The sequence below is a fragment of the Nocardia sp. NPDC060255 genome, from assembly GCF_042727395.1.
In the GTDB taxonomy this organism is placed as follows: Bacteria; Actinomycetota; Actinomycetes; order Mycobacteriales; family Mycobacteriaceae; genus Nocardia.
In genome coordinates, this window is the sequence record NZ_JBHXAU010000003.1 from 1 (window position 1) to 17,358 (window position 17,358).

A 17,358-nucleotide genomic window follows, 5' to 3' on the forward strand; every position below is an offset into this window, starting at 1 on the left:
TTCACCGCACGCTCACGCTGCTCGATCGGATAACGCTTGGGCATAGCCCACATCCTCCACAAAGAAGGAAGCGGCCAGAAAGTCGGGGCGGTTCAACTGGTGTCGGAATAACGCGACTGCGCCAGTTCCCGCACCGTTGGTGACCCGACACCAACGGTTCGACTGGGCGCCAACGGATCTCAGCTGAAGTAGTAGAGCTCGAAGCCGACGGCATGCTCGGCCGGGAAGCCCTCGATCGGGCCGGTCGCCCTCTCCACGATGGCACGAACCTGCTCTTCCACCGGTTCCGAGCTGATCACCTCCAGGTAGCGCCGATGCTCGGCCAACGACGCCCGGGCCTGCTCGATGTTCGCGGAGACGTCGACGGCGTGAGTTACCCTGGGGCCCATCACCGCTGCCCACTTCGGCGACCACGGCTTCTCGGTGAGCTCGGGGAAGATCCACTCGTTGCCCGCGTCGGAAATAGCGTCCAGCGCCGCACGGCCGACGGCGCGGTGATCGGCGCTGTTGGCATAGCCGGGGGCCCAGGTATCGCCGAAGTTGAAGAGCACCACCAGTTCTGGTTGATGCCGGCGGATCGCGGCAGCCAGGTCGCGGCGCAGCGGCAAGGACTCCTCGACCCGCCCGTCGGGATAGCCGAGGAACTCCACCTGGTGCACACCAACAGCTTTAGCGGAGGCAATCTCCTCGCCCTCACGCACCGGACCCGATTCCGCGGGCGGCAATCCGGCGATTCCCGCCTCACCGCTGGTGACCAGGACGTAACGAATGTCCTTGCCCTGCCCCGTCCAACGGGCGACGGCCGCGGCAGCGCCGTACTCGATGTCATCGGGATGCGCGACAATCACCAATCCGCGCTGCCACTCCTCCGAAAGCCGCTCTACCAACTGCCTGCCTCTCTGTCGCTATTTCGCGTGTTCAGGCAAGACTAAGGGGCCGTGCGCTTTCCCCTCATCGGGGAGCGCACGGCCCCTGGTCGGACGGTTCGCGACTTCGCTCGCGCCTCCCGGTGGCATCCCGGCCACACCTGGATCCGTCCGACTACCGCCCGCACGGCTCCGCAGCGCTACCCGGCGCGCGGAAGCTCCGCTGGCGGGAGCTACAGCTTGCTGACCGTGGAATCCGAGCCCGACACCGCCTTGTACAGCAGGTACAGCCCGAACACGATGGCGCTGATCACCAGGATCGGGAACAGGCCCTTGATCAGCGCACCGATGATGGCCAGCGCGATCCAGACAACCGCGACGACGCCGATAATCTTCCACAACATGTGCCAGCCTCCGAGAGTCTCTGCGAACCGCTCTCCCACGATCCGACAGGTTCCACTCTGACAGCTGAGCGACGATAAATCACCAGGTCAGCAGCGATATCCGGGTGAAGATCAGGGTGAACCCTGACTACCTACCCGTCGTGAGTAGTACCCGGCGACTCGGTCGCCGCACCCTCGGCGGCCAGTTCGGCGCCGACCTTGATCGCGGTCCGAATGAACGCGGCCACCAGCGGACGAGTGTCGCCCGCCCGGCAGGCGACGGCCAGCACCGCGGGCGGAACATCGGCCAATGGCCGGGTGATCACGCCGGACCAGGGGAAGAAGCGAGAGACGGAGGCGACCGAGACCGCGACCGCCTGCCCGCTGCCCACCGCGGCCAGCAGGTCTTCCAACGTGGCCACCTCGGCGCCGATGAGCGCCGGGCCGTCGCGATAGTCGGCCAGCGTCATGAAGTCGCGCGCGAACACATCGCGGTTGTCGGTCCACCACGCGAACGGCTGGACGGCCAGTTTCTCGGGCGCGACCGCGGCGTCGGCGGCGAACGGGTGATCGGCGGGAAGCAGCGCGATCCGCTCCTCCGCCAGCAGCGGCGTCACGTCGAGACCGTCCGGCGCAGGCAGCCAGATCAATCCGACATCCGCCGCACCGGCCAGCAGGCCCGCGCTCGAATCGTCGAATTCGACCTTGCCGACGGTCACCGCGACGTGCGGGAACTCGGCCGCGAAGGCACGCAACACCCGGGGCGCGATGTCCAGGCCGGTGACGCCGCGGATGCCGACGATCAACTCGGTGCGCTGCCCGGACTCCGTGTCGCGGGTGTCGGCGATCGCCGAACCAACGGTGTCCAGGATGTCGGGCACCCTGGCCAGCAGCGTCCGGCCCGCGTCGGTGAGCGTGACCTGACGGCTGTTGCGCTGGAAAAGGGTGGCGCCGATACGTGTTTCGAGCTGCTTGATCTGATTGCTCAACGCCTGCTGGGTCAGGTGCAGCCGCGCCGCCGCCCGGGTGAAATTCAGCTCGGTGGCCAGTGCGTGGAAAGCACGCAGGTGCCGCAGTTCCACATCCACAACTCCGGATTGTAGATCCGACAGCCGATCGGTGTTTCCCTTCTCGGCTCGGCGGATCGAGCATGGTTCACAGCGGGTCATCGAATCGAGGAGCTTCACTTGCCGGAACAGCGTCACGAACTCGGGCCGCATCAACCGATCGCCGAATGGGCGTTCGGGTGCCTGATGATCTGGCATCAACGCGCCGAAACCACCGGCGGGGTGCTGTCGCTGGCCGAGGTCGTGCTGCCGCAGGGTGACGAGCCGCCGGTTCATCTGCATTCGCGGGAGGACGAACTGTGCTTCGTCCTCGACGGCGAGTTGACCGTGCATCGCGGGCTGGCGCGTATCCACGCCGGACCCGGTACCTCGGTGTGGCTGCCGCGCGGTATTCCGCACGGGTTCGCGGTGCACACCGCCACGGCCCGCGTGCTGCACCACTACACCCCGGCGGGTGTGGAGCGAGCACATCGGACGTTCGGCACCACGGCCACCGAACTCGTGCTGCCGCCCGCCGGCACCCCGCGACCCTCGGACGCGGAGGTCGAGGCCGAATTCGCGCACTACGGGGTCACGCTCGTCGGCCCCGCGCCATCGAACCATCGGGAGGAGCGAAAATGACCGTGCCGCAAGGCATTGTCTACTCGACCCGGGCACCCGGCCCCGGGTACGCGCAGGTGCGCATTCTCGGGCCGGTGTCGGTCACCGACGGGGCGGGGACGATCGGGGTCGACCGTCCGCTGGAGCGGGCGGTGCTGGTCCGGCTGGCCCTCGCGGGCGGGGTGCCTGTCCCCGATCGGCGACTTGCCGCCGACCTGTGGGGTGACGGTGAATTGTCGCGTCCCGTCGAACGATTGCGCGTTGTCGTGTCGCGGTTGCGGACGGCACTGGGCGCGCACGGCGGGACAATCCTGCGCACTCCGGCGGGCTACCGGACGACGATGGTCGTCGGCGACCTGCTCGCCGCCGAATCCATCGCGGATCGACTGCAGGCCGCGCAGCGCGCCGGTCGATACGCCGAGGTCGGCTCGGCCGCCGACCAGGCGCGGCGGCTCTGGCGCGGCCCCGCGCTGGCCGACCTGCTGTGGGCGCCGTACGCGGCAGTGGAGGCCGCGCGGCTGGACGCGTGGCGGCTGGAACTGACCGTCACCGGATTGGCGGCCGCGCTGCGACTCGGCTCCGGCGTCGAATGCCTCAGGGAGATGAGCATTTTGGCGGGCGAACACCCATTGCACGAGCCGCTCGCCCGACTGCACGCGCTGGCCCTCTACCGGGCGGGCAGGCAAGTCGATGCCCTCGATCGGCTGCGCGTTCTGCGGCTTACCCTCGCCGCACAATTCGGCGCCGCCCTCGCCCCGGAAACCGTCGACCTCGAGGTCCGCATCCTCCGCCACGACCCCACCCTGCACCCCGCTCGCCCCACCGTAAAACCAAGCGGCCCAGCATATTCAACCGTTCAACGCATCACCCGATACCGCGACGTAGCAACACTCGCGCATCGCTTCCGCCGCCCGGAGCCGGGATTCTGATCGACGCCGAACAGCGACCGCGCCATCGAGGTCGTTGCCGCCCTGGATGATTGGCCGACTTGTGCCGCGGGTGGCAGATTTCTGGGTGAGGATCAGGTTGGCCCGATCCTCACCCAGTGATATCAGCCGAGGAACTGAGTTACTTGCCGCGCGGGGTGCGGCGGTCGTTGTCTACGCCCTCGGTCTCGATCCGCTCCTTGCGGACCGTGTCGGACACGGTCTGCTCGTCTTGGACCTCGTCGACGGCGAGGCGGACGCGCTCGACCGGCACCGTTTCCTTCTGCACAGTGACGCGCTCCTCATGCAGCGTGACCTCGGCTTCCTGCTCACCGATGTCGGCGCGACCTACCCGCGAGCGGTCGGTGATCGGCTCGCGCTCGATCCGGACCTCCTCGTGGGTGGTCGGCACGGTGACGGTCTGCTCCTCGGTCACCACATACTTGTGCAGGCGGGCATGGCCGACTTCCTCGTTCTGCTTGTTGACCGCCAGGCGCTCCTCGGAGCGCACCATGCCCTGGTCGTCGGGGCGGCGACCACCGCGCATCTGCTGCTTGCCGCCCATTTCCATGCCGGCCCGGTTCGGGTCGATGTGGTAGTGGTCGAACAGTTCACGCTCGGCTTCGGGGCTGATCAGACCGTCGTGCTCGAGGTGCGGCGCGGTCTTCACCTCCTCCTTCTCGACGCGCACCTGCAGGGCCTCCGGGTCGTGCCGCAGCTGTGCGCCGGCCAACGGGACCAGCGAGTCACCGCTGAACATGCCGGTGGTCACCGACACCCAGGTCGGTGCGCCGGAGGTGTTGTCGACGTAGATCCGCTTGACCTTGCCGATCTTGTCGCCGTCCGGGGCGTACACCGCGCTTCCGATGAGTTCTTCCAGCATTCCGGTCATGATTCGATTCCTCCGCGTTGCGTTCGATGAGAGTGCTTCAGGCACTTGCCTTGTGCTCGGACTGGTCGAGATCCTCGGCGATTCGCTGCGATTGCCGCGAGCGGCGGACCGGATCATCGACGTTGCCCCAGGCCAGGTATCTGCTGATATCCAGCCGTTGCGTGTCCTGGTCGATCGCGGATTTTCGGTAGGCAATATCAAGCATCTGACTGCTCCTGCCCTTGTAGTGAATGTTCCCGATCCCAGAGATGGAATCCGGCCGATCAGCTACATGCAGGCAACTACCCGGCGTGCTCGGCACCAAACGCCCGGTCGGCGAAATCGGCCTCGGACCGGGCGATGTGTCACGGGCGAACAGTACGGCCCGGGCAAAGTTGGTGTTCCGGTCGGACCCGTCGCCTATTACGCTTCGCGAAAGGCTTGGGTTTTGCGCTCTCCCGGCCGCGCCGTCGGTCAGTGTACGGTTGTACTCTGATCTTGCGCGCAGCTTTCCGGATAGCCGCAGTCAGGAAGGGATGGTCGGCTTATGTACACACCATGTTCGGCACACACTCATTCACTGAATCCCACGTGACGGTCGGTGCCTGATGGAAAACGAACTCGCACAGGAACTCGCCGCGGCGGCCCGTCGCCACGGCGGAGCGATCGCCGGAATCGTCGGCGGCGCCGCCCGTAAAGCCTCCTGGGAGGTGCTCGACCTGATGGCCGAGGGCCGCGAACTGGTGAATGCCGCACTGCGCGCCCGGGCGGAAGAACTACGCCGCAAGGACACGCTGCGTTGAACCGGTAGGGCGCCACGGTTCACGGACGCCGCGCTTGTCGATTGTTCGACTGATACAGCGGTGTCCGTCGAACAACGACGATGAAGCGATGAACGAGGCCTCGCCGACGCCCGAGTACTCGGTGCCGTGGTGTCCGCATCCGTGCACCCCACTGCACAACACCGCTCCGACGAGCCAGCGCCCGGACCCGCCCTCCGCGACACCGGAAAAGTCCGCGCCCCTGTACCTGACGAAACAGTATCCAGGTCCGCCATACGCAGCACCGCAACGCGCGACTGAGCCACACACCGAAACCATCACTGCCGCAGCATTTCTTGTGCTGCGGGCAGCCTTCCTCGCGCTCCCAGTTCTCATCCTGCTGCTGGCACGTCGGCTGAGGCGCCGAAGGTAATCACACGCAACATGATTCGACCACGGAGACCCTGAGCAGAAGGCCGCCGAACCGGCGGAAGTGGTTGCAGTAGTGCGGTATTCAGCGCCCGCAGTCCGGGCCTGCCTGACCGGCGACCTCGGCGAGCGACCCGCCCCTCAGTGCTGGCCCGGCTGCCCGAGCGGCACCTGCTGGTCGGCGACCTCGGTGAGGGCCTGGGCCCAGCCGTCCAGGCGGTCGGCGGCGTGGCGGAGGTCGGCGACGATCGCGTCGAAATTGTGGCGTAGCACGGCGCTTTCGGGGACGGCGAGGATGCGGCCTGCGGCCGCGACGACCTGTTCGTATTCCTCGACGCCGGTATCGAGGCGCCCGAGGGCGAACTGGAGGTTGTCGGTAAGGCCCACTGCCGCAGGGGATTTGGTGCGGCCCATGGCGCCGAGGGCCTGTTCCATGGCGGTGATGTCGGCGGCGAGGGCGTGCAGGGCAGCGGAGCCGGAGTCTGCGGTTTCGAGCATGTCGGTGAGCTCGTCGTCGGGCAGGCGGTTGCCGCGGGCGATCTGGGCGCCGAGGCCGTGCAGGGCTCGTTCGGCGCGGACCAGTCGAGCGATGGGTCCGCGGGCACGAGACCACAGGGGCGGCTGCTTGCGCGGGATGAAGGTGGCCTGCGGCAGCGGGGTGTTGCGCAGCCGCAGGTAGCGGCGGGCGCTGAGCGCGGTGCCGGTGACCAGTGCGACCGCGCCGCCGCCGATCACTACGACAATCCAAGCGGGGGCAGTCAAGACGACGAGTCCGACCGCTCCCGCGGTGGTGATGCCGGAGGCGGTGCCGAGCTGAAAGCTGCGGCGGCGGGCTCGGCGCCGACGGCGCAGTTCCCGCTCTCGCGGATCGGCCCAGCGGCGCACGGTGACCAGTGCGTGCTCGCCGACCTCGCGCAAACTGTCGGGCAGGCTTCCCGGTTGTGGAGCGAGCGCGGCTTGCGCCCGGACGATCGCCGCATCGCGCCTGCGGCCCGGAAGCGCCTTATCCCGAGTCATGCCATCTCTCCCACTGGTAGCGCGGATCGGACCAGCACGGTCCCGACGCGGCCGACGGCCGGCCCGCCGGGTACCCGTGCAGTGCTTGCCAGTGAACCACCTACCACCGACAAAGTCCTCGCCGAGCGGCCAACCGTTACTGCTGTGCGGCCTGGCCCTTGTTCATCTGCGGCTGCGCCGGATTGGCCTGGGCCGGTGCGGGATTGACGGCGGGCTGGGCCGCGCCACCCGCGGGCAGCTGATCGCCGCGCATCGACGCGCGGATCTGCTCGAGCTTGCTGTGCCCGGCCATCTGGATGCTGGCCTGCTGCACCTCCAGCATGCGGCCCTGCACGGTGTTCTGCGCGAGCTCGGCGGAACCGAGCGCGTTGGCGTAGCGGCGCTCGATCTTCTCACGCACCGCGTCCAGGCTCGGCGTGCTGCCCGGCGCCGACAGCGTCGAATCCATCTGCTGCAGCGATGCGGAGACCTGCTCCTGCATCTTGGCCTGCTCCAGCTGGCTGAGCAGCTTGGTGCGCTCGGCGACCTTCTGCTGCAACAGCATCGCGTTCTGCTCGACCGCCTTCTTGGCCTGGGTGGCCGCCTGCAGCGACTGGTCGTGCAGCACCTTGAGGTCCTCGACCGACTGCTCTGCGGTGACCAGCTGTGCGGCGAACGCCTCGGCGGCGTTGGTGTACTGGATTGCCTTCTCGGTATCGCCGGCGTTCGCCGCCTGGTCGGCCAGCGTGACCGCCTGGCGCGCGTTGGCATTGAGCTTCTCGACCTCGTCGAGCTGCCGGTTCAGCTTCATCTCCAGCTGACGCTGGTTGCCGATGACCGATGCGGCCTGCTGTGAAAGGGCCTGATGCTGGCGCTGAGCTTCCTCGATAGCCTGCTGAATCTGGACCTTCGGATCCGCGTGCTCCTCGATCTTCGAATCGAAGAGGGCCATCAGGTATTTCCAGGCCTTGACGAACGGATTAGCCATCGATTGATCCCGCCTCCATCTGACGTGCCGCGCCCTCGACGCGGCTCCAGTGCGCGACCGTCACGCACTCGATATGTGCCTATCCTCCACCATGCGGCCGTTGGGCCGGGTATACCCGGCCCAACCGACGCCTAGTGAGAATCTATCCGCTTCGGGCGCCGGTCCGCAGCGTTGCCGCGGCAGCCACCTTTTGCTGGGTGTCACATGCCCTTCACCAGGACCAGCATGTCGGCCTTGGGTGCGGGAATGACGATTCGGGTGTCCATGGCCAGCGGCAGCGGACGTCCGCCCGAGCCGGCCACCGACAGACTGGCACTCGCGGGTGCGAGCGCGGGCTCGGCGGCGGGTGCGTCCGCGGCGGGCGCGGCCTCGGCGGACTGCTCCGCCTCGACCGGCAGCGGTGCGGCCGCGGCATCGGCCGGGGTACGCGTGGGCAGGCCGTCGGCACCGGCCATGATCGTGCTCACATCCCAGAGCACCCGGGACAGCGGCACATCGAGGGCCGCGCAAATGGCGGCCAGTAACTCACTGGAGGCTTCTTTGCGGCCCCGCTCGACCTCGGAGAGATAGCCCAGGCTCACGCGCGCCGAGGTGGACACCTCGCGCAGGGTCCGGCTCTGGGCGAGACGAGCACGCCGCAGACTGTCCCCGATGGCCTCTCGCAGCAGCGTCATCTCGTTCTCCTTCGCTCCCTGTCAGGGGACCTGCATGACACTCACGAGTGCCACGCACGCCGTTCTTTCTGGCACAACGTCGGACAAGGGCCGGTTGGTTCCCGCCCGGCGGAAATCACTCGCCTTGCCCGCCCTGCCCGGCCGGACTCGGGTCCGGCCGTCGTACACATCGCAGTAACTCGCGCACGGCGATGTGCGTCGCACTGATCCTGATCGTCCACCGGTCCCCGAGGAGTTTCAACCGCATCACCTCGGTGTGCCCCGGACCGGCCAGACCGAGGAAGACGGTGCCCACCGCATGCCCATCCTGCGAATCGGGCCCGGCGACACCGGTCAGCGCTACTCCCCAGTCTGCCCCGCAATTCGTTCGAGCGCCGACCGCAAGCTGTTCGGCGGTGCTGGCGGCGACCGGACCTTCCGTCTTCAATACTTCATCGCTGACGCCGCCGAGGCTGTGTTTGAGGTCTGTGGCGTACACCACGAGGCCGCCGCGCAGCACCGCGCTGGCGCCGGGCACACCGGCGATGGTCGCGGATAACAGCCCGGCGGTGAGGGATTCGGCGGTGGCGACGGTCTGGCCCGCCGCGGTCAGCGCGTGCACCAGGTCGGCGGCGGGCACGCCCGCGAGTAACGGGTCGGTCGACACCGCGGCGGTCGCCGTCATGCGCCGCGCGTTCGGCCCGGCCCGCCCGCGAACCACACCCGCAGCGCCTGGCCGACATAGTCGAGGCCGGTGAGCACGGTGAGCGCGACGGCCACATACATCAGCACCATGCCCGCCGAGGCGAGCCAGCCGCCCAGCGGCAGCAGCAGAACCGCGATGGCGAGGGACTGCACAAGGGTTTTCAGCTTGCCGCCGCGTCCGGCGGGAATCACGCCGCGGCGCACCACGGCCAGGCGCAGCAGCGTCACGCCGATCTCGCGGCCGCAGATGACCAGGGTGATCCACCAGGCCAGATCGCCCAGCACGGACAAACCGATCACCGCGGAACCGATCAGCGCCTTGTCCGCGATGGGATCGGCGAGCTTGCCGAAATCGGTGACCAGACCGTATTTGCGCGCGAGTTGCCCGTCGAATCGATCGGTGATCGCGGCGATGCCGAACAGCGCGGCCGCGACGATCCGCCAGACCGGCTCGTGCCCGCCGTCGACGAACAGCGCGACCACGAACAGCGGGACCAGCGCGATGCGCAGCATGGTCAGGATGTTCGCGATATTCATCAGCGGCACGACGGGTTCGGCGTGCGGCGCGACGATGCCGGAGCGGATCGGACTGGCCGCGGACCAGCGTCGCTCGATCTCTTCCGGCTGGGCACTCATGAACACTCCAGACAACGCGCGGCATGACGATGACCGGCGCCTACCCGGCGCGCGTCATGCCGGACCCACTGCCCGGCATTATGCGGCGAGCGGGACGACTGGATGTGTGGCACACGTTAAGCCTATCGGTAACCCACCCGACTACTCTGCACCCCATGAACTCTCGGGGACCACTAGGTGGTTCGACCAGCGACGCGCATCCCAGCGTGCCTAATGGCGCGCACAGCACCGCACTGGTCGTCCGACGCGCGCGAACCTCCGACGTGCCCGAGATCAAACGCCTCGTCGATGTCTACGCCGGCCGGATACTGCTGGAAAAAAACCTGGTAACGCTGTATGAAGCGGTGCAGGAATTCTGGGTGGCCGAGCTCGACGGCCGAGTGGTCGGCTGTGGTGCGCTGCATGTGCTGTGGGCCGATCTCGGCGAGGTGCGCACGGTGGCGGTGCATCCGGATGTCAAGGGCAGCGGCGTCGGCCGGGTCGTGGTGGAGCATTTGATCGCGGTGGCCCGCGAGCTGGAGCTGCGGCGGGTGTTCGTGCTGACCTTCGAGGTGGATTTCTTCGCGCGGCACGGATTCGCGGAGATCGAGGGGACGCCGGTGACGGCCGAGGTGTATGCGGAGATGTGCCGGTCCTATGACACCGGTGTCGCGGAGTTCCTGGACCTGAGCTACGTGAAGCCGAACACGCTCGGCAATACTCGGATGCTGCTTACTCTCTGACAGGAAGCGATTCGTCGTGCCGATCTTCGCCGTTCATTACACCTACTCCGAGGCCACGGTTCCGGGCCGGGACACCCATCGCCCGGCGCACCGCGGCTGGCTAGCCGATCAGCTCGCGGCCGGCGCGCTGCTGACCAGCGGGCCGTACCCGGACGGGTCCGGGGCATTGCTGCTGTTCCAGGCCGAGAACATCGATGCGTTGCACGCGCTGCTCGCGATGGATCCATTCGGGAAGGAGCAGCTGATCGATGACGTGCGCGTCGTCGAATGGCTGCCGATCCTCGGCGCTTTCGCGTCCTGAAACGTGCCACCGGCTCGCCGTCCTGATTCCCCTTTTACCGGTTCTTCCTGCGGGGAATCAGGCGGCGAGCTCGGATAGTTAGTCGAAGTCAGCTAACTTGCGGCGACACACCGTGCGTGATACGGACATACCCCCTATGCCACACGGCAGACTCGCGGCCATGCGCACATACGTAGCGGTTTTCGCGTCGACGGCTGCCACCGCTGGCCTGTTGTATGCGTACCTGGGCGTTCCGGACAAATCGGACCCAGCAACTTCCTCCTCGGCCCGTCCGCTGACCCAGCCCGGCATGGCCGACCCGGTGCTGTACCGGAATGCCGACGGCTATTACTTCCAGACGGCGGACCGGCAGCTCACCTGCGGCATCCTCGACCAGCCGACCGGCCAGCCTCGGCGCACCGCCGGTTGTCAGGGCGCGACCGGTCCCGCGCCGCCGCACATGCAGAAATGCTGGAGCACCGATCCGACGGCCGCCGCGGTCGCGGTCGGCCAGGACGCCGGATATCTCTGCGTGAACCAGGGTTTCTACACCGGGCCCGCGGGCGAGTTCGGCACCGGTGTCGGACCGGTGCTGCCCGCCGGATCCACCCTGCGCGCGCACGGATTCACCTGTCGGGCCGAGACTTTCAGCGTCATCTGCAGCAACGACGAAGACGGGCACGGGTTCGAGATCGCGCCGGACAGCAACCGGGTGTTCTGAGTTCGCCCCGCTCAGTTCTTGCGGGTGCGCAGCAGGCTGGCGACCGTCGCGATGACCAAGATGCCGAGGATCACCCCGAGCGATACCCCGGTGGAGATTTCCGGCACGCTGACATGCTCGCCGCCGTTGATGAACGGCAATGTGTTCTCGTGCAACGCGTGCAGCACCAGCTTCACGCCGATGAACGCGAGGATCGCCGACAGACCGTAGGACAGGTAGACCAGACGATCGAGGAGTCCGCCGATCAAGAAGTACAACTGCCGTAAACCCATGAGCGCGAACGCGTTTGCGGTGAATACCAGGTACGGCTCGTTCGTCAGACCGTAGATCGCCGGGATCGAATCCAGGGCGAACAGCAGGTCGGCGAAGCCGATCGCCAGCAAGGCGAGCAGCAGCGGGGTCACCACGCGACGTCCGTCGACGCGGGTGACCAGCTTGTCGCCGTCGTAGCTGTCGGTGGTCGGCAGCAGCCGTTTGGCCAGCGCGACGACTCGACTGTCGCGCTTCTCCTCATGCTCGGCCTCGTGGCCGCTCTCCTTGATCAGCTTGGCCGCCGTGTAGATGAGGAAGGCGCCGAAAAGATAGAACACCCAGCTGAACGCGTTGATCGCGGCCGCGCCGACGGCGATGAACGCGCCGCGCATCACCAGCGCGATCACGATGCCGATCAGCAGCGCCTTCTGCTGGTACATCCGCGGTACCGCGAAGGTGGACATGATGATGAGGAAGACGAACAGGTTGTCCACCGAGAGCGCCTTCTCGGTGACGAAGCCCGCGTAGTACTCCCCCGCGAACGTCGAACCCCACCGCCAGGCGACGAAACCGCCGAAGGCCAGGGCGATTCCGATGTAGACGGCGGACCAGAAGCCGGACTCCCGGAAGGTCGGTTCGTGCGGCGTGCGGACATGGGCGAAGAAGTCGAAGACGAACAAGCCGAGGATCACCACGATGGTGATCACCCACTCGACAGCGGTTACCTGCATGCGGTGCGTCGATCGATAGCGAAGGTCATGGCGTTCATCATGCCCGATTTGTCCGTTCTTGTCGGCTAGCGGGGTGGTTGCTGACCATAATTTCACATGCGCTCACCGCAGCCGCCATGCCAGAGTGGCGACCGTGACCGACGACTACCTCCACCTCAACCGGGCCAACTGGGACGAGCGCGCACCCGTGCACGCCGCGTCGCGCGACTACGCGGTGCACCGATTCCTCGCGGAACCGGACTTTCTCAGCGAGGTGGTGCGATTCGATCAGCCGCTGCTCGGCGACATCAGCGGGCTGCGCGGGGTGCACCTGCAATGCCACATCGGCACCGACACGCTCTCGCTGGCCCGGCTCGGCGCCACCATGACCGGGTTGGACTTCTCGCCCGCGTCGCTGGAGCAGGCTCGGTTGCTCGCCGAAAAGACCGATGCGCGTATCGATTTCGTCGAGTCGGACGTTTACGACGCGGTATCCGCGCTCGGCGCTGCGCAATTCGACCTGGTGTATACCGGAATCGGTGCGCTGTGCTGGCTTCCGAGCGTCGAGCGCTGGGCGCGGACCGTCGCCGGATTGTTGCGGCCCGGCGGGCGGCTGTTCATTCGAGAGGGTCATCCGGTGCTGTGGGCGACCGATGAAACCCACACGGACCGAATGGTTCTCGGTTACCCGTACTTCGAAACGCCTGAGCCGATGGTGTTTTCCGACGGCGGCACCTATGTCGAGAACGACGCCGAGTTCGAACAGACGACAACCCACGAATGGAACCACGGTTTCGGCGACCTGGTGACCGCGCTGCTGAACGCAGGCCTGTCGATCACCGGGCTGGCCGAGCATCGGAGCGTGCCCTGGGAGGCGCTGCCCGGGCAGATGACGCTCGGCGACGGGGGTGAGTGGCATCTCACCGCACATCCGGAGCGGCTGCCGCTCAGCTACACCTTGCAGGCGCGCAAGAACTGATCGTCACCTGGGACGATGGCGGGGCGACACGCGGAACGACGCGTCCTGACCGAAAGCTCGGTGTCGCACGACAGAATGCCGTCATGCAAATCCCAGGAGCTCGTATCGCTGTGGTGCCGTGCTCCGTCGCGCTGGCGTTGCTGGCCGGGTGTGGCAATGACAACGAGGGGCCGGCCACACCGACGTCCACCTCGGTGGTGCCGATTTCGGCCGCGGCAAGCTCCCCGGCGGCGCCGACTCCGACAACCTCCTCGGCCGCCACCGCGACTCGGCCACCAGTGTCCGGTCCGGTCGATCCGGCGCAGTACCGGCAGCAGATGGGGTACTACTTCCAGTCACCGAGTGGATCGTTCCTGTGCGCGATCCTCGACCAGCCGATCGACGACAACGCTCAGGTCGGCTGTCAAGGGCCCACCGCGCCCGCGCCCGCGGAGTTCAAGGACTGCTGGAGCAAGAATCCACAGGCGAGCGCGCTCACCGTCGGCGTGCACTCAGGGGCACGGTGCTTGAACCAGGGTGTGTTCGTCGGCGCGCCGATCGATGGCGGCAGTCGTGGCGGCGGTCGGATACTGCCGTACGGCGGGGTGCTCACCGTCGGACCGTTCACCTGTGACTCCACCGAGGCCGGGGTGACCTGCACGAACGACAGCACCGGCGCCGGGTTCACGATCGCACGGGCATCCAACCGAACCTTCTGAACCCGGAAATTCAGTTCCCATCTGGAAATTCGGATGTTAACGTCGGTACCACAGTAGGCACACCCACCAGGAAGGCGAAGACGATGACCGGGACCCAGCAGCGACAGTGGTCGCGCACTGGTGCCTGGCGGTCGCGCGCCGACGTCGTGCTATCGACGGTCAGCTATCGACGGCTGACCGTCCGGAGCGGCCCCTGACCCGTGTCTTTCACAGACCCGAGCAAGGGGTCACTCCGCGGCGAACGCCAAGGGGTGACCCCTTTTTCGTGTATACGGACGTAGCTCAATGGGAAGAGCAGCGACCTCCAAAGCCGCCGGTTGTGGGTTCGAGTCCCGCCGTCCGTGCTCCACAACTCCATAGCGACGATCACGGCAGTATGCCCGAGCGGCCGAAGGGGCCTGACTGTAAATCAGGTGTATTCACCACCGGAGGTTCGAATCCTCCTGCTGCCACCCGTGTTTCAAATCCGTGTAGCTCAGTGGAAGAGCGGCACCCTCCGAAGGTGCAGGCCGGTGGTTCGACTCCACCCACGGATACGAAACCCGATCCCTCGTAGCCCAATCGGTAGAGGCACCGGACCTAGATTCCGGGAGGTGCGAGTTCGAATCTCGCCGAGGGAACATACTGGCAGATCATGGCACGCGGACGCAACGACGAACGCCACGTCGGAGTCCGCGCCCTCACCCACGACGTCACCGACATCGACCCTCCAGTCGTCGGCCCGTTCGAAACACTGCGCCTTACCAACGAAGACATCACCGACGGACCCGCCGCGGCGCTGCTCGCCTTCGGCGCACGATCGAGCCCACCGACCATCTCGTCCTGGATCGGCAAGGTGCCCACCTGGATCGACTGGCAGCGCGACGGCGACCCCGCCCTCATCCACCCCGACTCCTGGCCCGCACTCAGGCGGACCCAAGCCCTGCTCGAATCAGCCTGCCCCACAATCGAAATGACCACCCGAGCCCGCATCCGAGCCAACACCGACACCGGATGGCAAACAGTCGACATCACCTCCCGCCGATACCCCGGAGAAGTCGGCCGCATCCTGCACATCATCCGCATCGCCAAAACCGACGACGACAGCAACCCACAACTGCCATAGCCCCGCCAAAGCGCGCGCTCGGCTGCGATGTTCGTCAATTCGAGACTGCATTGTGCCGCTTCGAGAGTCGTTTGGTTGCGCTCGTCCGCAGCGGTGATTCCGCGAGTGTTGGTGCGGTTGTGATCTGGCCGCGCGAATCGTGCCGACCGTCAATGTCAAGGGGGCACGGGGCGACCGCGGGCCGCACCAGCGGCCGGGGTCGTAGCGGTCCCGGTGGCGGATCCGGTCAACAAGCTCACCGCACTGGAGCGACGCCGAATCCTCGACACCCCCAACAGTGCCCGGTTCGTCGATCTGGCCCCGTTGCAGACCTCGGCTAATTGGTGACGTGGCAGGTGAAGACCGTCGCGGCGGGCGTCACATCAACTCCTCGATCATGCCGAGCACCTCGGCCTTGCTGTAACCATTCGCGCGTGCGGACTCGATCAGCTGGCGCACCGCCTGCTCCACCGGCGCCGAGGTAGGAGCAGCCGCAGTGACCCGCACGCCACGCCCGCGCCGGAAGTCCACGACCCCTTCCTCCCGCAGCCGCCGATACGCGGCGAGCACGGTATTGCGATCGACAGACAGCGCCTGCCCTAATTCCGTTGCAGGCGGCAGCTGTTCGTTGATCACCAGTTCCCCCGTGATGACCGCACGTCGGACGCACGCCGCGATCTGGTCTTGCAGCGACGCCCGGGAGGCCTGATCGAGATACCACAGCATGATGCTAATAAGCCTAGCACTATTGACGGGACGCGGCGATGTCAGCGGCGTGGCGCAAGCACCAGCGATGGCACCTCATCAAAGTCCCACCGCCTCGGACAGCTGCCGCTCGGCTGGTTCGCTGAGTCGCGCCGGGTCGTAGTCGGCCGGTGTGTTTGGTGCGAATCCGCACGATGCGCTGCAGTCCTTCTACGAGCGTTCAAATCTGCAAACGCCTCGGCGTAGCACAAACCACCATCCGCACCGCACTCCAACTCCGCGGCGCCTCACCACGCAACACCGGTATCCGGACTCAGCAATAGCACTGCAAGTGTCGGGTCCGTGCTCCCCGCGCGGCTACAGCATCTACGCCGAGTTTCCCACGTCGTGAACTGCTGACTCCGTTGATACCGAGTTGGCCGTCCGACGCCACCGACGGCGCACCACCTCCCAGCGCGCAAAGCGAATCAGGCATCTCGGGCAGGAACAGACGACGCGCACGGTGCGATACCCATCGCCTCCAGCGCGGCCGCGGGTTCGGGCATCGAGACGGTGACCCTTCGACCGCTGGACAAGGTCAAACGCAGCGCAGGCCCCAAAGCCGGGGTCAGGAACCATCCGCGTCTCCGCTTCCAGAACGTACCCCGACCACTCCAAAACGAGTCCTGCAAATCGATGATCTCGGCGCGGGCGATAGCGGCTGGGGCAATGGTGACGCGGGGGAAGCCGAAAGCACCGAAATGCACCGCCAGGCCACCAGGCCCGGCGCTGACGCGTTGACTGGCCTGCACTGTCACCTTCACCAGCGCGATGATCATGAGCGCGGTGAGCAGAAACTCCACCACCCCGGAACCTGTCGCCCAAAGAAGGCAGGTCCAGAGAACTAGAAGGGAGATGTCAAACCACAACATCGCCCAATTGGTGACGCGGCACGTATAGACCACCGCAGCGGACATCACATCAACTCCTCGATCAAGCCGAGCACCTCGGCCTTGCTGTAACCACTGGCACGTGCGGACTCGATCAGCTGGCGCACGGCCTGCTCCACCGGCGCCGAGATGGGTGCGTCGCAGGGACCCAGACACAGCGTCGCGTCGCGTCGAAAATCCACGATCCCCTCCTCTCGTAGGCGCCGACACGCGACCAGCACGGTAGTGCGATCGACAGCCAGTGCGTGCGCCAATTTTGTTGCGGGAGCTAGCTGTTCGTTGACCACCAACTCCCCCGTGGTGGCCGCACGCCAGACGCACGCCGCCAATCTGGTCTTGCAGCGACACCCTCGACGCCTGATCAATATGCCACAACATGATGCCAATAAGACTAGCA

General features: G+C 66.6%; 23 protein-coding genes and 4 tRNA genes. 13 read left to right on the top strand and 14 right to left on the bottom strand.

Features of this window, described 5'->3' with window-relative positions; genetic code table 11:
• Positions 1-179 precede the first annotated feature (179 nt).
• The 3 genes from ACFWF1_RS08200 to ACFWF1_RS08210 form a co-directional block, all read right to left on the bottom strand.
• The gene (locus ACFWF1_RS08200) at positions 180-887 is read right to left on the bottom strand and encodes a PIG-L deacetylase family protein (protein WP_379284482.1); all 708 of its coding nucleotides are present in this window, start codon (positions 885-887) and stop codon (positions 180-182) included.
• Positions 888-1,099: 212 nt separating this feature from the next.
• Entirely contained in the window at positions 1,100-1,270 is a 171-nt protein-coding gene (locus ACFWF1_RS08205; RefSeq protein WP_379284483.1) for a hypothetical protein, read from the bottom strand.
• A 131-nt stretch (positions 1,271-1,401) separates the two neighbouring features.
• Positions 1,402-2,337 (bottom strand): LysR substrate-binding domain-containing protein, encoded by a 936-nt coding sequence (locus ACFWF1_RS08210; protein ID WP_379284485.1) that lies wholly within the window; start codon positions 2,335-2,337, stop codon positions 1,402-1,404.
• Positions 2,338-2,436: 99 nt separating this feature from the next.
• Here ACFWF1_RS08210 and ACFWF1_RS08215 point away from each other — a divergent pair, with 99 nt between their 5' ends.
• Positions 2,437-2,937, top strand: a complete 501-nt coding sequence (locus ACFWF1_RS08215) for a cupin domain-containing protein (RefSeq protein ID WP_379284486.1) — start codon at positions 2,437-2,439, stop codon at positions 2,935-2,937.
• Positions 2,934-3,845: a BTAD domain-containing putative transcriptional regulator gene (locus ACFWF1_RS08220; protein WP_379284488.1), complete on the top strand. Its 912-nt coding sequence runs from the start codon at positions 2,934-2,936 to the stop codon at positions 3,843-3,845. The genes ACFWF1_RS08215 and ACFWF1_RS08220 overlap by 4 nt, the downstream gene beginning before the upstream one ends.
• A gap of 139 nt (positions 3,846-3,984) precedes the next feature.
• Here ACFWF1_RS08220 and ACFWF1_RS08225 read toward each other — a convergent pair whose 3' ends face one another.
• Together ACFWF1_RS08225 and ACFWF1_RS08230 are read right to left on the bottom strand one after the other, a co-directional pair.
• Positions 3,985-4,734, bottom strand: a complete 750-nt coding sequence (locus ACFWF1_RS08225) for a DUF2382 domain-containing protein (protein ID WP_379284489.1) — start codon at positions 4,732-4,734, stop codon at positions 3,985-3,987.
• A gap of 37 nt (positions 4,735-4,771) precedes the next feature.
• A complete protein-coding gene (locus tag ACFWF1_RS08230; protein ID WP_357378729.1) occupies positions 4,772-4,939 on the bottom strand; it encodes a hypothetical protein in 168 nt (55 codons plus the stop codon).
• A 382-nt stretch (positions 4,940-5,321) separates the two neighbouring features.
• On the opposite strand from ACFWF1_RS08230, the gene ACFWF1_RS08235 reads away from it, so the two are divergent.
• Positions 5,322-5,516, top strand: a complete 195-nt coding sequence (locus tag ACFWF1_RS08235; protein WP_150405801.1) for a hypothetical protein — start codon at positions 5,322-5,324, stop codon at positions 5,514-5,516.
• A 528-nt stretch (positions 5,517-6,044) separates the two neighbouring features.
• Here ACFWF1_RS08235 and ACFWF1_RS08240 read toward each other — a convergent pair.
• From ACFWF1_RS08240 to pgsA, 5 genes are all read right to left on the bottom strand, one after another.
• Positions 6,045-6,920: a hypothetical protein gene (locus tag ACFWF1_RS08240; RefSeq protein WP_379284491.1), complete on the bottom strand. Its 876-nt coding sequence runs from the start codon at positions 6,918-6,920 to the stop codon at positions 6,045-6,047.
• 136 nt (positions 6,921-7,056) lie between these two features.
• Positions 7,057-7,887 carry a PspA/IM30 family protein gene (locus tag ACFWF1_RS08245; protein ID WP_357378723.1) on the bottom strand — a complete coding sequence of 277 codons (831 nt, stop codon included), beginning with the start codon at positions 7,885-7,887 and terminating at the stop codon, positions 7,057-7,059.
• A 200-nt stretch (positions 7,888-8,087) separates the two neighbouring features.
• Entirely contained in the window at positions 8,088-8,561 is a 474-nt protein-coding gene (locus ACFWF1_RS08250; RefSeq protein ID WP_379284492.1) for a helix-turn-helix domain-containing protein, read from the bottom strand.
• A 115-nt stretch (positions 8,562-8,676) separates the two neighbouring features.
• Positions 8,677-9,225 carry a CinA family protein gene (locus ACFWF1_RS08255; protein WP_379284494.1) on the bottom strand — a complete coding sequence of 183 codons (549 nt, stop codon included), beginning with the start codon at positions 9,223-9,225 and terminating at the stop codon, positions 8,677-8,679.
• Positions 9,222-9,881 carry a CDP-diacylglycerol--glycerol-3-phosphate 3-phosphatidyltransferase gene (gene pgsA, locus ACFWF1_RS08260; protein ID WP_379284495.1) on the bottom strand — a complete coding sequence of 220 codons (660 nt, stop codon included), beginning with the start codon at positions 9,879-9,881 and terminating at the stop codon, positions 9,222-9,224. Before pgsA ends, ACFWF1_RS08255 begins: the two co-directional genes overlap by 4 nt.
• A gap of 155 nt (positions 9,882-10,036) precedes the next feature.
• Between pgsA and ACFWF1_RS08265 the strand changes: the two genes are divergently transcribed.
• From ACFWF1_RS08265 to ACFWF1_RS08275, 3 genes are all read left to right on the top strand, one after another.
• Entirely contained in the window at positions 10,037-10,603 is a 567-nt protein-coding gene (locus ACFWF1_RS08265; RefSeq protein WP_379284497.1) for an amino-acid N-acetyltransferase, read from the top strand.
• Positions 10,604-10,619: 16 nt separating this feature from the next.
• On the top strand, positions 10,620-10,904 hold the full coding sequence (locus ACFWF1_RS08270; RefSeq protein WP_379284498.1) for a YciI family protein: 285 nt from the start codon (positions 10,620-10,622) through the stop codon (positions 10,902-10,904).
• A 160-nt stretch (positions 10,905-11,064) separates the two neighbouring features.
• Complete coding sequence (locus tag ACFWF1_RS08275) at positions 11,065-11,604, top strand: hypothetical protein (RefSeq protein WP_379284499.1); 540 nt, start codon at positions 11,065-11,067, stop codon at positions 11,602-11,604.
• A gap of 11 nt (positions 11,605-11,615) precedes the next feature.
• On the opposite strand, the gene ACFWF1_RS08280 is transcribed toward ACFWF1_RS08275, so the two are convergent.
• Positions 11,616-12,587, bottom strand: coding sequence for a TerC family protein (locus tag ACFWF1_RS08280; RefSeq protein ID WP_379284501.1), 972 nt, complete (start codon positions 12,585-12,587; stop codon positions 11,616-11,618).
• 133 nt (positions 12,588-12,720) lie between these two features.
• Between ACFWF1_RS08280 and ACFWF1_RS08285 the strand changes: the two genes are divergently transcribed.
• The 7 genes from ACFWF1_RS08285 to ACFWF1_RS08315 all read left to right on the top strand — a co-directional run bounded on the left by ACFWF1_RS08285 (position 12,721) and on the right by ACFWF1_RS08315 (position 15,348).
• A complete protein-coding gene (locus ACFWF1_RS08285) occupies positions 12,721-13,545 on the top strand; it encodes a class I SAM-dependent methyltransferase (RefSeq protein WP_379284502.1) in 825 nt (274 codons plus the stop codon).
• A gap of 83 nt (positions 13,546-13,628) precedes the next feature.
• Positions 13,629-14,243 (top strand): hypothetical protein, encoded by a 615-nt coding sequence (locus ACFWF1_RS08290; protein WP_379284503.1) that lies wholly within the window; start codon positions 13,629-13,631, stop codon positions 14,241-14,243.
• Positions 14,244-14,514: 271 nt separating this feature from the next.
• Positions 14,515-14,587 (top strand) — tRNA-Trp (locus ACFWF1_RS08295).
• A gap of 26 nt (positions 14,588-14,613) precedes the next feature.
• Positions 14,614-14,695: transfer RNA gene (locus ACFWF1_RS08300), tRNA-Tyr, on the top strand.
• A 12-nt stretch (positions 14,696-14,707) separates the two neighbouring features.
• Positions 14,708-14,779, top strand: a tRNA-Arg gene (locus tag ACFWF1_RS08305).
• A gap of 10 nt (positions 14,780-14,789) precedes the next feature.
• A tRNA-Leu gene (locus tag ACFWF1_RS08310) sits at positions 14,790-14,863 on the top strand.
• Between the two features lie 14 nt (positions 14,864-14,877).
• Positions 14,878-15,348 (top strand): hypothetical protein, encoded by a 471-nt coding sequence (locus ACFWF1_RS08315; protein ID WP_379284504.1) that lies wholly within the window; start codon positions 14,878-14,880, stop codon positions 15,346-15,348.
• Positions 15,349-15,705: 357 nt separating this feature from the next.
• Here ACFWF1_RS08315 and ACFWF1_RS08320 read toward each other — a convergent pair whose 3' ends face one another.
• From ACFWF1_RS08320 to ACFWF1_RS08330, 3 genes are all read right to left on the bottom strand, one after another.
• Entirely contained in the window at positions 15,706-16,053 is a 348-nt protein-coding gene (locus tag ACFWF1_RS08320) for a GntR family transcriptional regulator (protein WP_379284505.1), read from the bottom strand.
• 446 nt (positions 16,054-16,499) lie between these two features.
• Complete coding sequence (locus ACFWF1_RS08325; protein WP_379284506.1) at positions 16,500-16,988, bottom strand: hypothetical protein; 489 nt, start codon at positions 16,986-16,988, stop codon at positions 16,500-16,502.
• Positions 16,988-17,143 (bottom strand): hypothetical protein, encoded by a 156-nt coding sequence (locus tag ACFWF1_RS08330; RefSeq protein ID WP_379284507.1) that lies wholly within the window; start codon positions 17,141-17,143, stop codon positions 16,988-16,990. The genes ACFWF1_RS08325 and ACFWF1_RS08330 overlap by 1 nt, the downstream gene beginning before the upstream one ends.
• Positions 17,144-17,358 lie beyond the last annotated feature (215 nt).

Coding starts and splice junctions, on each gene's coding strand:
- ACFWF1_RS08205 (WP_379284483.1), bottom strand. CDS start 1,270: ATGTTGTGGAAGATTATCGGCGTCGTCGCGGTTGTCTGGATCGCGCTG.
- ACFWF1_RS08220 (WP_379284488.1), top strand. CDS start 2,934: ATGACCGTGCCGCAAGGCATTGTCTACTCGACCCGGGCACCCGGCCCC.
- ACFWF1_RS08225 (WP_379284489.1), bottom strand. CDS start 4,734: ATGACCGGAATGCTGGAAGAACTCATCGGAAGCGCGGTGTACGCCCCG.
- ACFWF1_RS08230 (WP_357378729.1), bottom strand. CDS start 4,939: ATGCTTGATATTGCCTACCGAAAATCCGCGATCGACCAGGACACGCAA.
- ACFWF1_RS08235 (WP_150405801.1), top strand. CDS start 5,322: ATGGAAAACGAACTCGCACAGGAACTCGCCGCGGCGGCCCGTCGCCAC.
- ACFWF1_RS08240 (WP_379284491.1), bottom strand. CDS start 6,920: ATGACTCGGGATAAGGCGCTTCCGGGCCGCAGGCGCGATGCGGCGATC.
- ACFWF1_RS08245 (WP_357378723.1), bottom strand. CDS start 7,887: ATGGCTAATCCGTTCGTCAAGGCCTGGAAATACCTGATGGCCCTCTTC.
- ACFWF1_RS08250 (WP_379284492.1), bottom strand. CDS start 8,561: ATGACGCTGCTGCGAGAGGCCATCGGGGACAGTCTGCGGCGTGCTCGT.
- ACFWF1_RS08255 (WP_379284494.1), bottom strand. CDS start 9,225: ATGACGGCGACCGCCGCGGTGTCGACCGACCCGTTACTCGCGGGCGTG.
- pgsA (WP_379284495.1), bottom strand. CDS start 9,881: ATGAGTGCCCAGCCGGAAGAGATCGAGCGACGCTGGTCCGCGGCCAGT.
- ACFWF1_RS08265 (WP_379284497.1), top strand. CDS start 10,037: ATGAACTCTCGGGGACCACTAGGTGGTTCGACCAGCGACGCGCATCCC.
- ACFWF1_RS08275 (WP_379284499.1), top strand. CDS start 11,065: ATGCGCACATACGTAGCGGTTTTCGCGTCGACGGCTGCCACCGCTGGC.
- ACFWF1_RS08280 (WP_379284501.1), bottom strand. CDS start 12,587: ATGCAGGTAACCGCTGTCGAGTGGGTGATCACCATCGTGGTGATCCTC.
- ACFWF1_RS08290 (WP_379284503.1), top strand. CDS start 13,629: ATGCAAATCCCAGGAGCTCGTATCGCTGTGGTGCCGTGCTCCGTCGCG.
- ACFWF1_RS08315 (WP_379284504.1), top strand. CDS start 14,878: ATGGCACGCGGACGCAACGACGAACGCCACGTCGGAGTCCGCGCCCTC.
- ACFWF1_RS08320 (WP_379284505.1), bottom strand. CDS start 16,053: ATGCTGTGGTATCTCGATCAGGCCTCCCGGGCGTCGCTGCAAGACCAG.
- ACFWF1_RS08325 (WP_379284506.1), bottom strand. CDS start 16,988: ATGTCCGCTGCGGTGGTCTATACGTGCCGCGTCACCAATTGGGCGATG.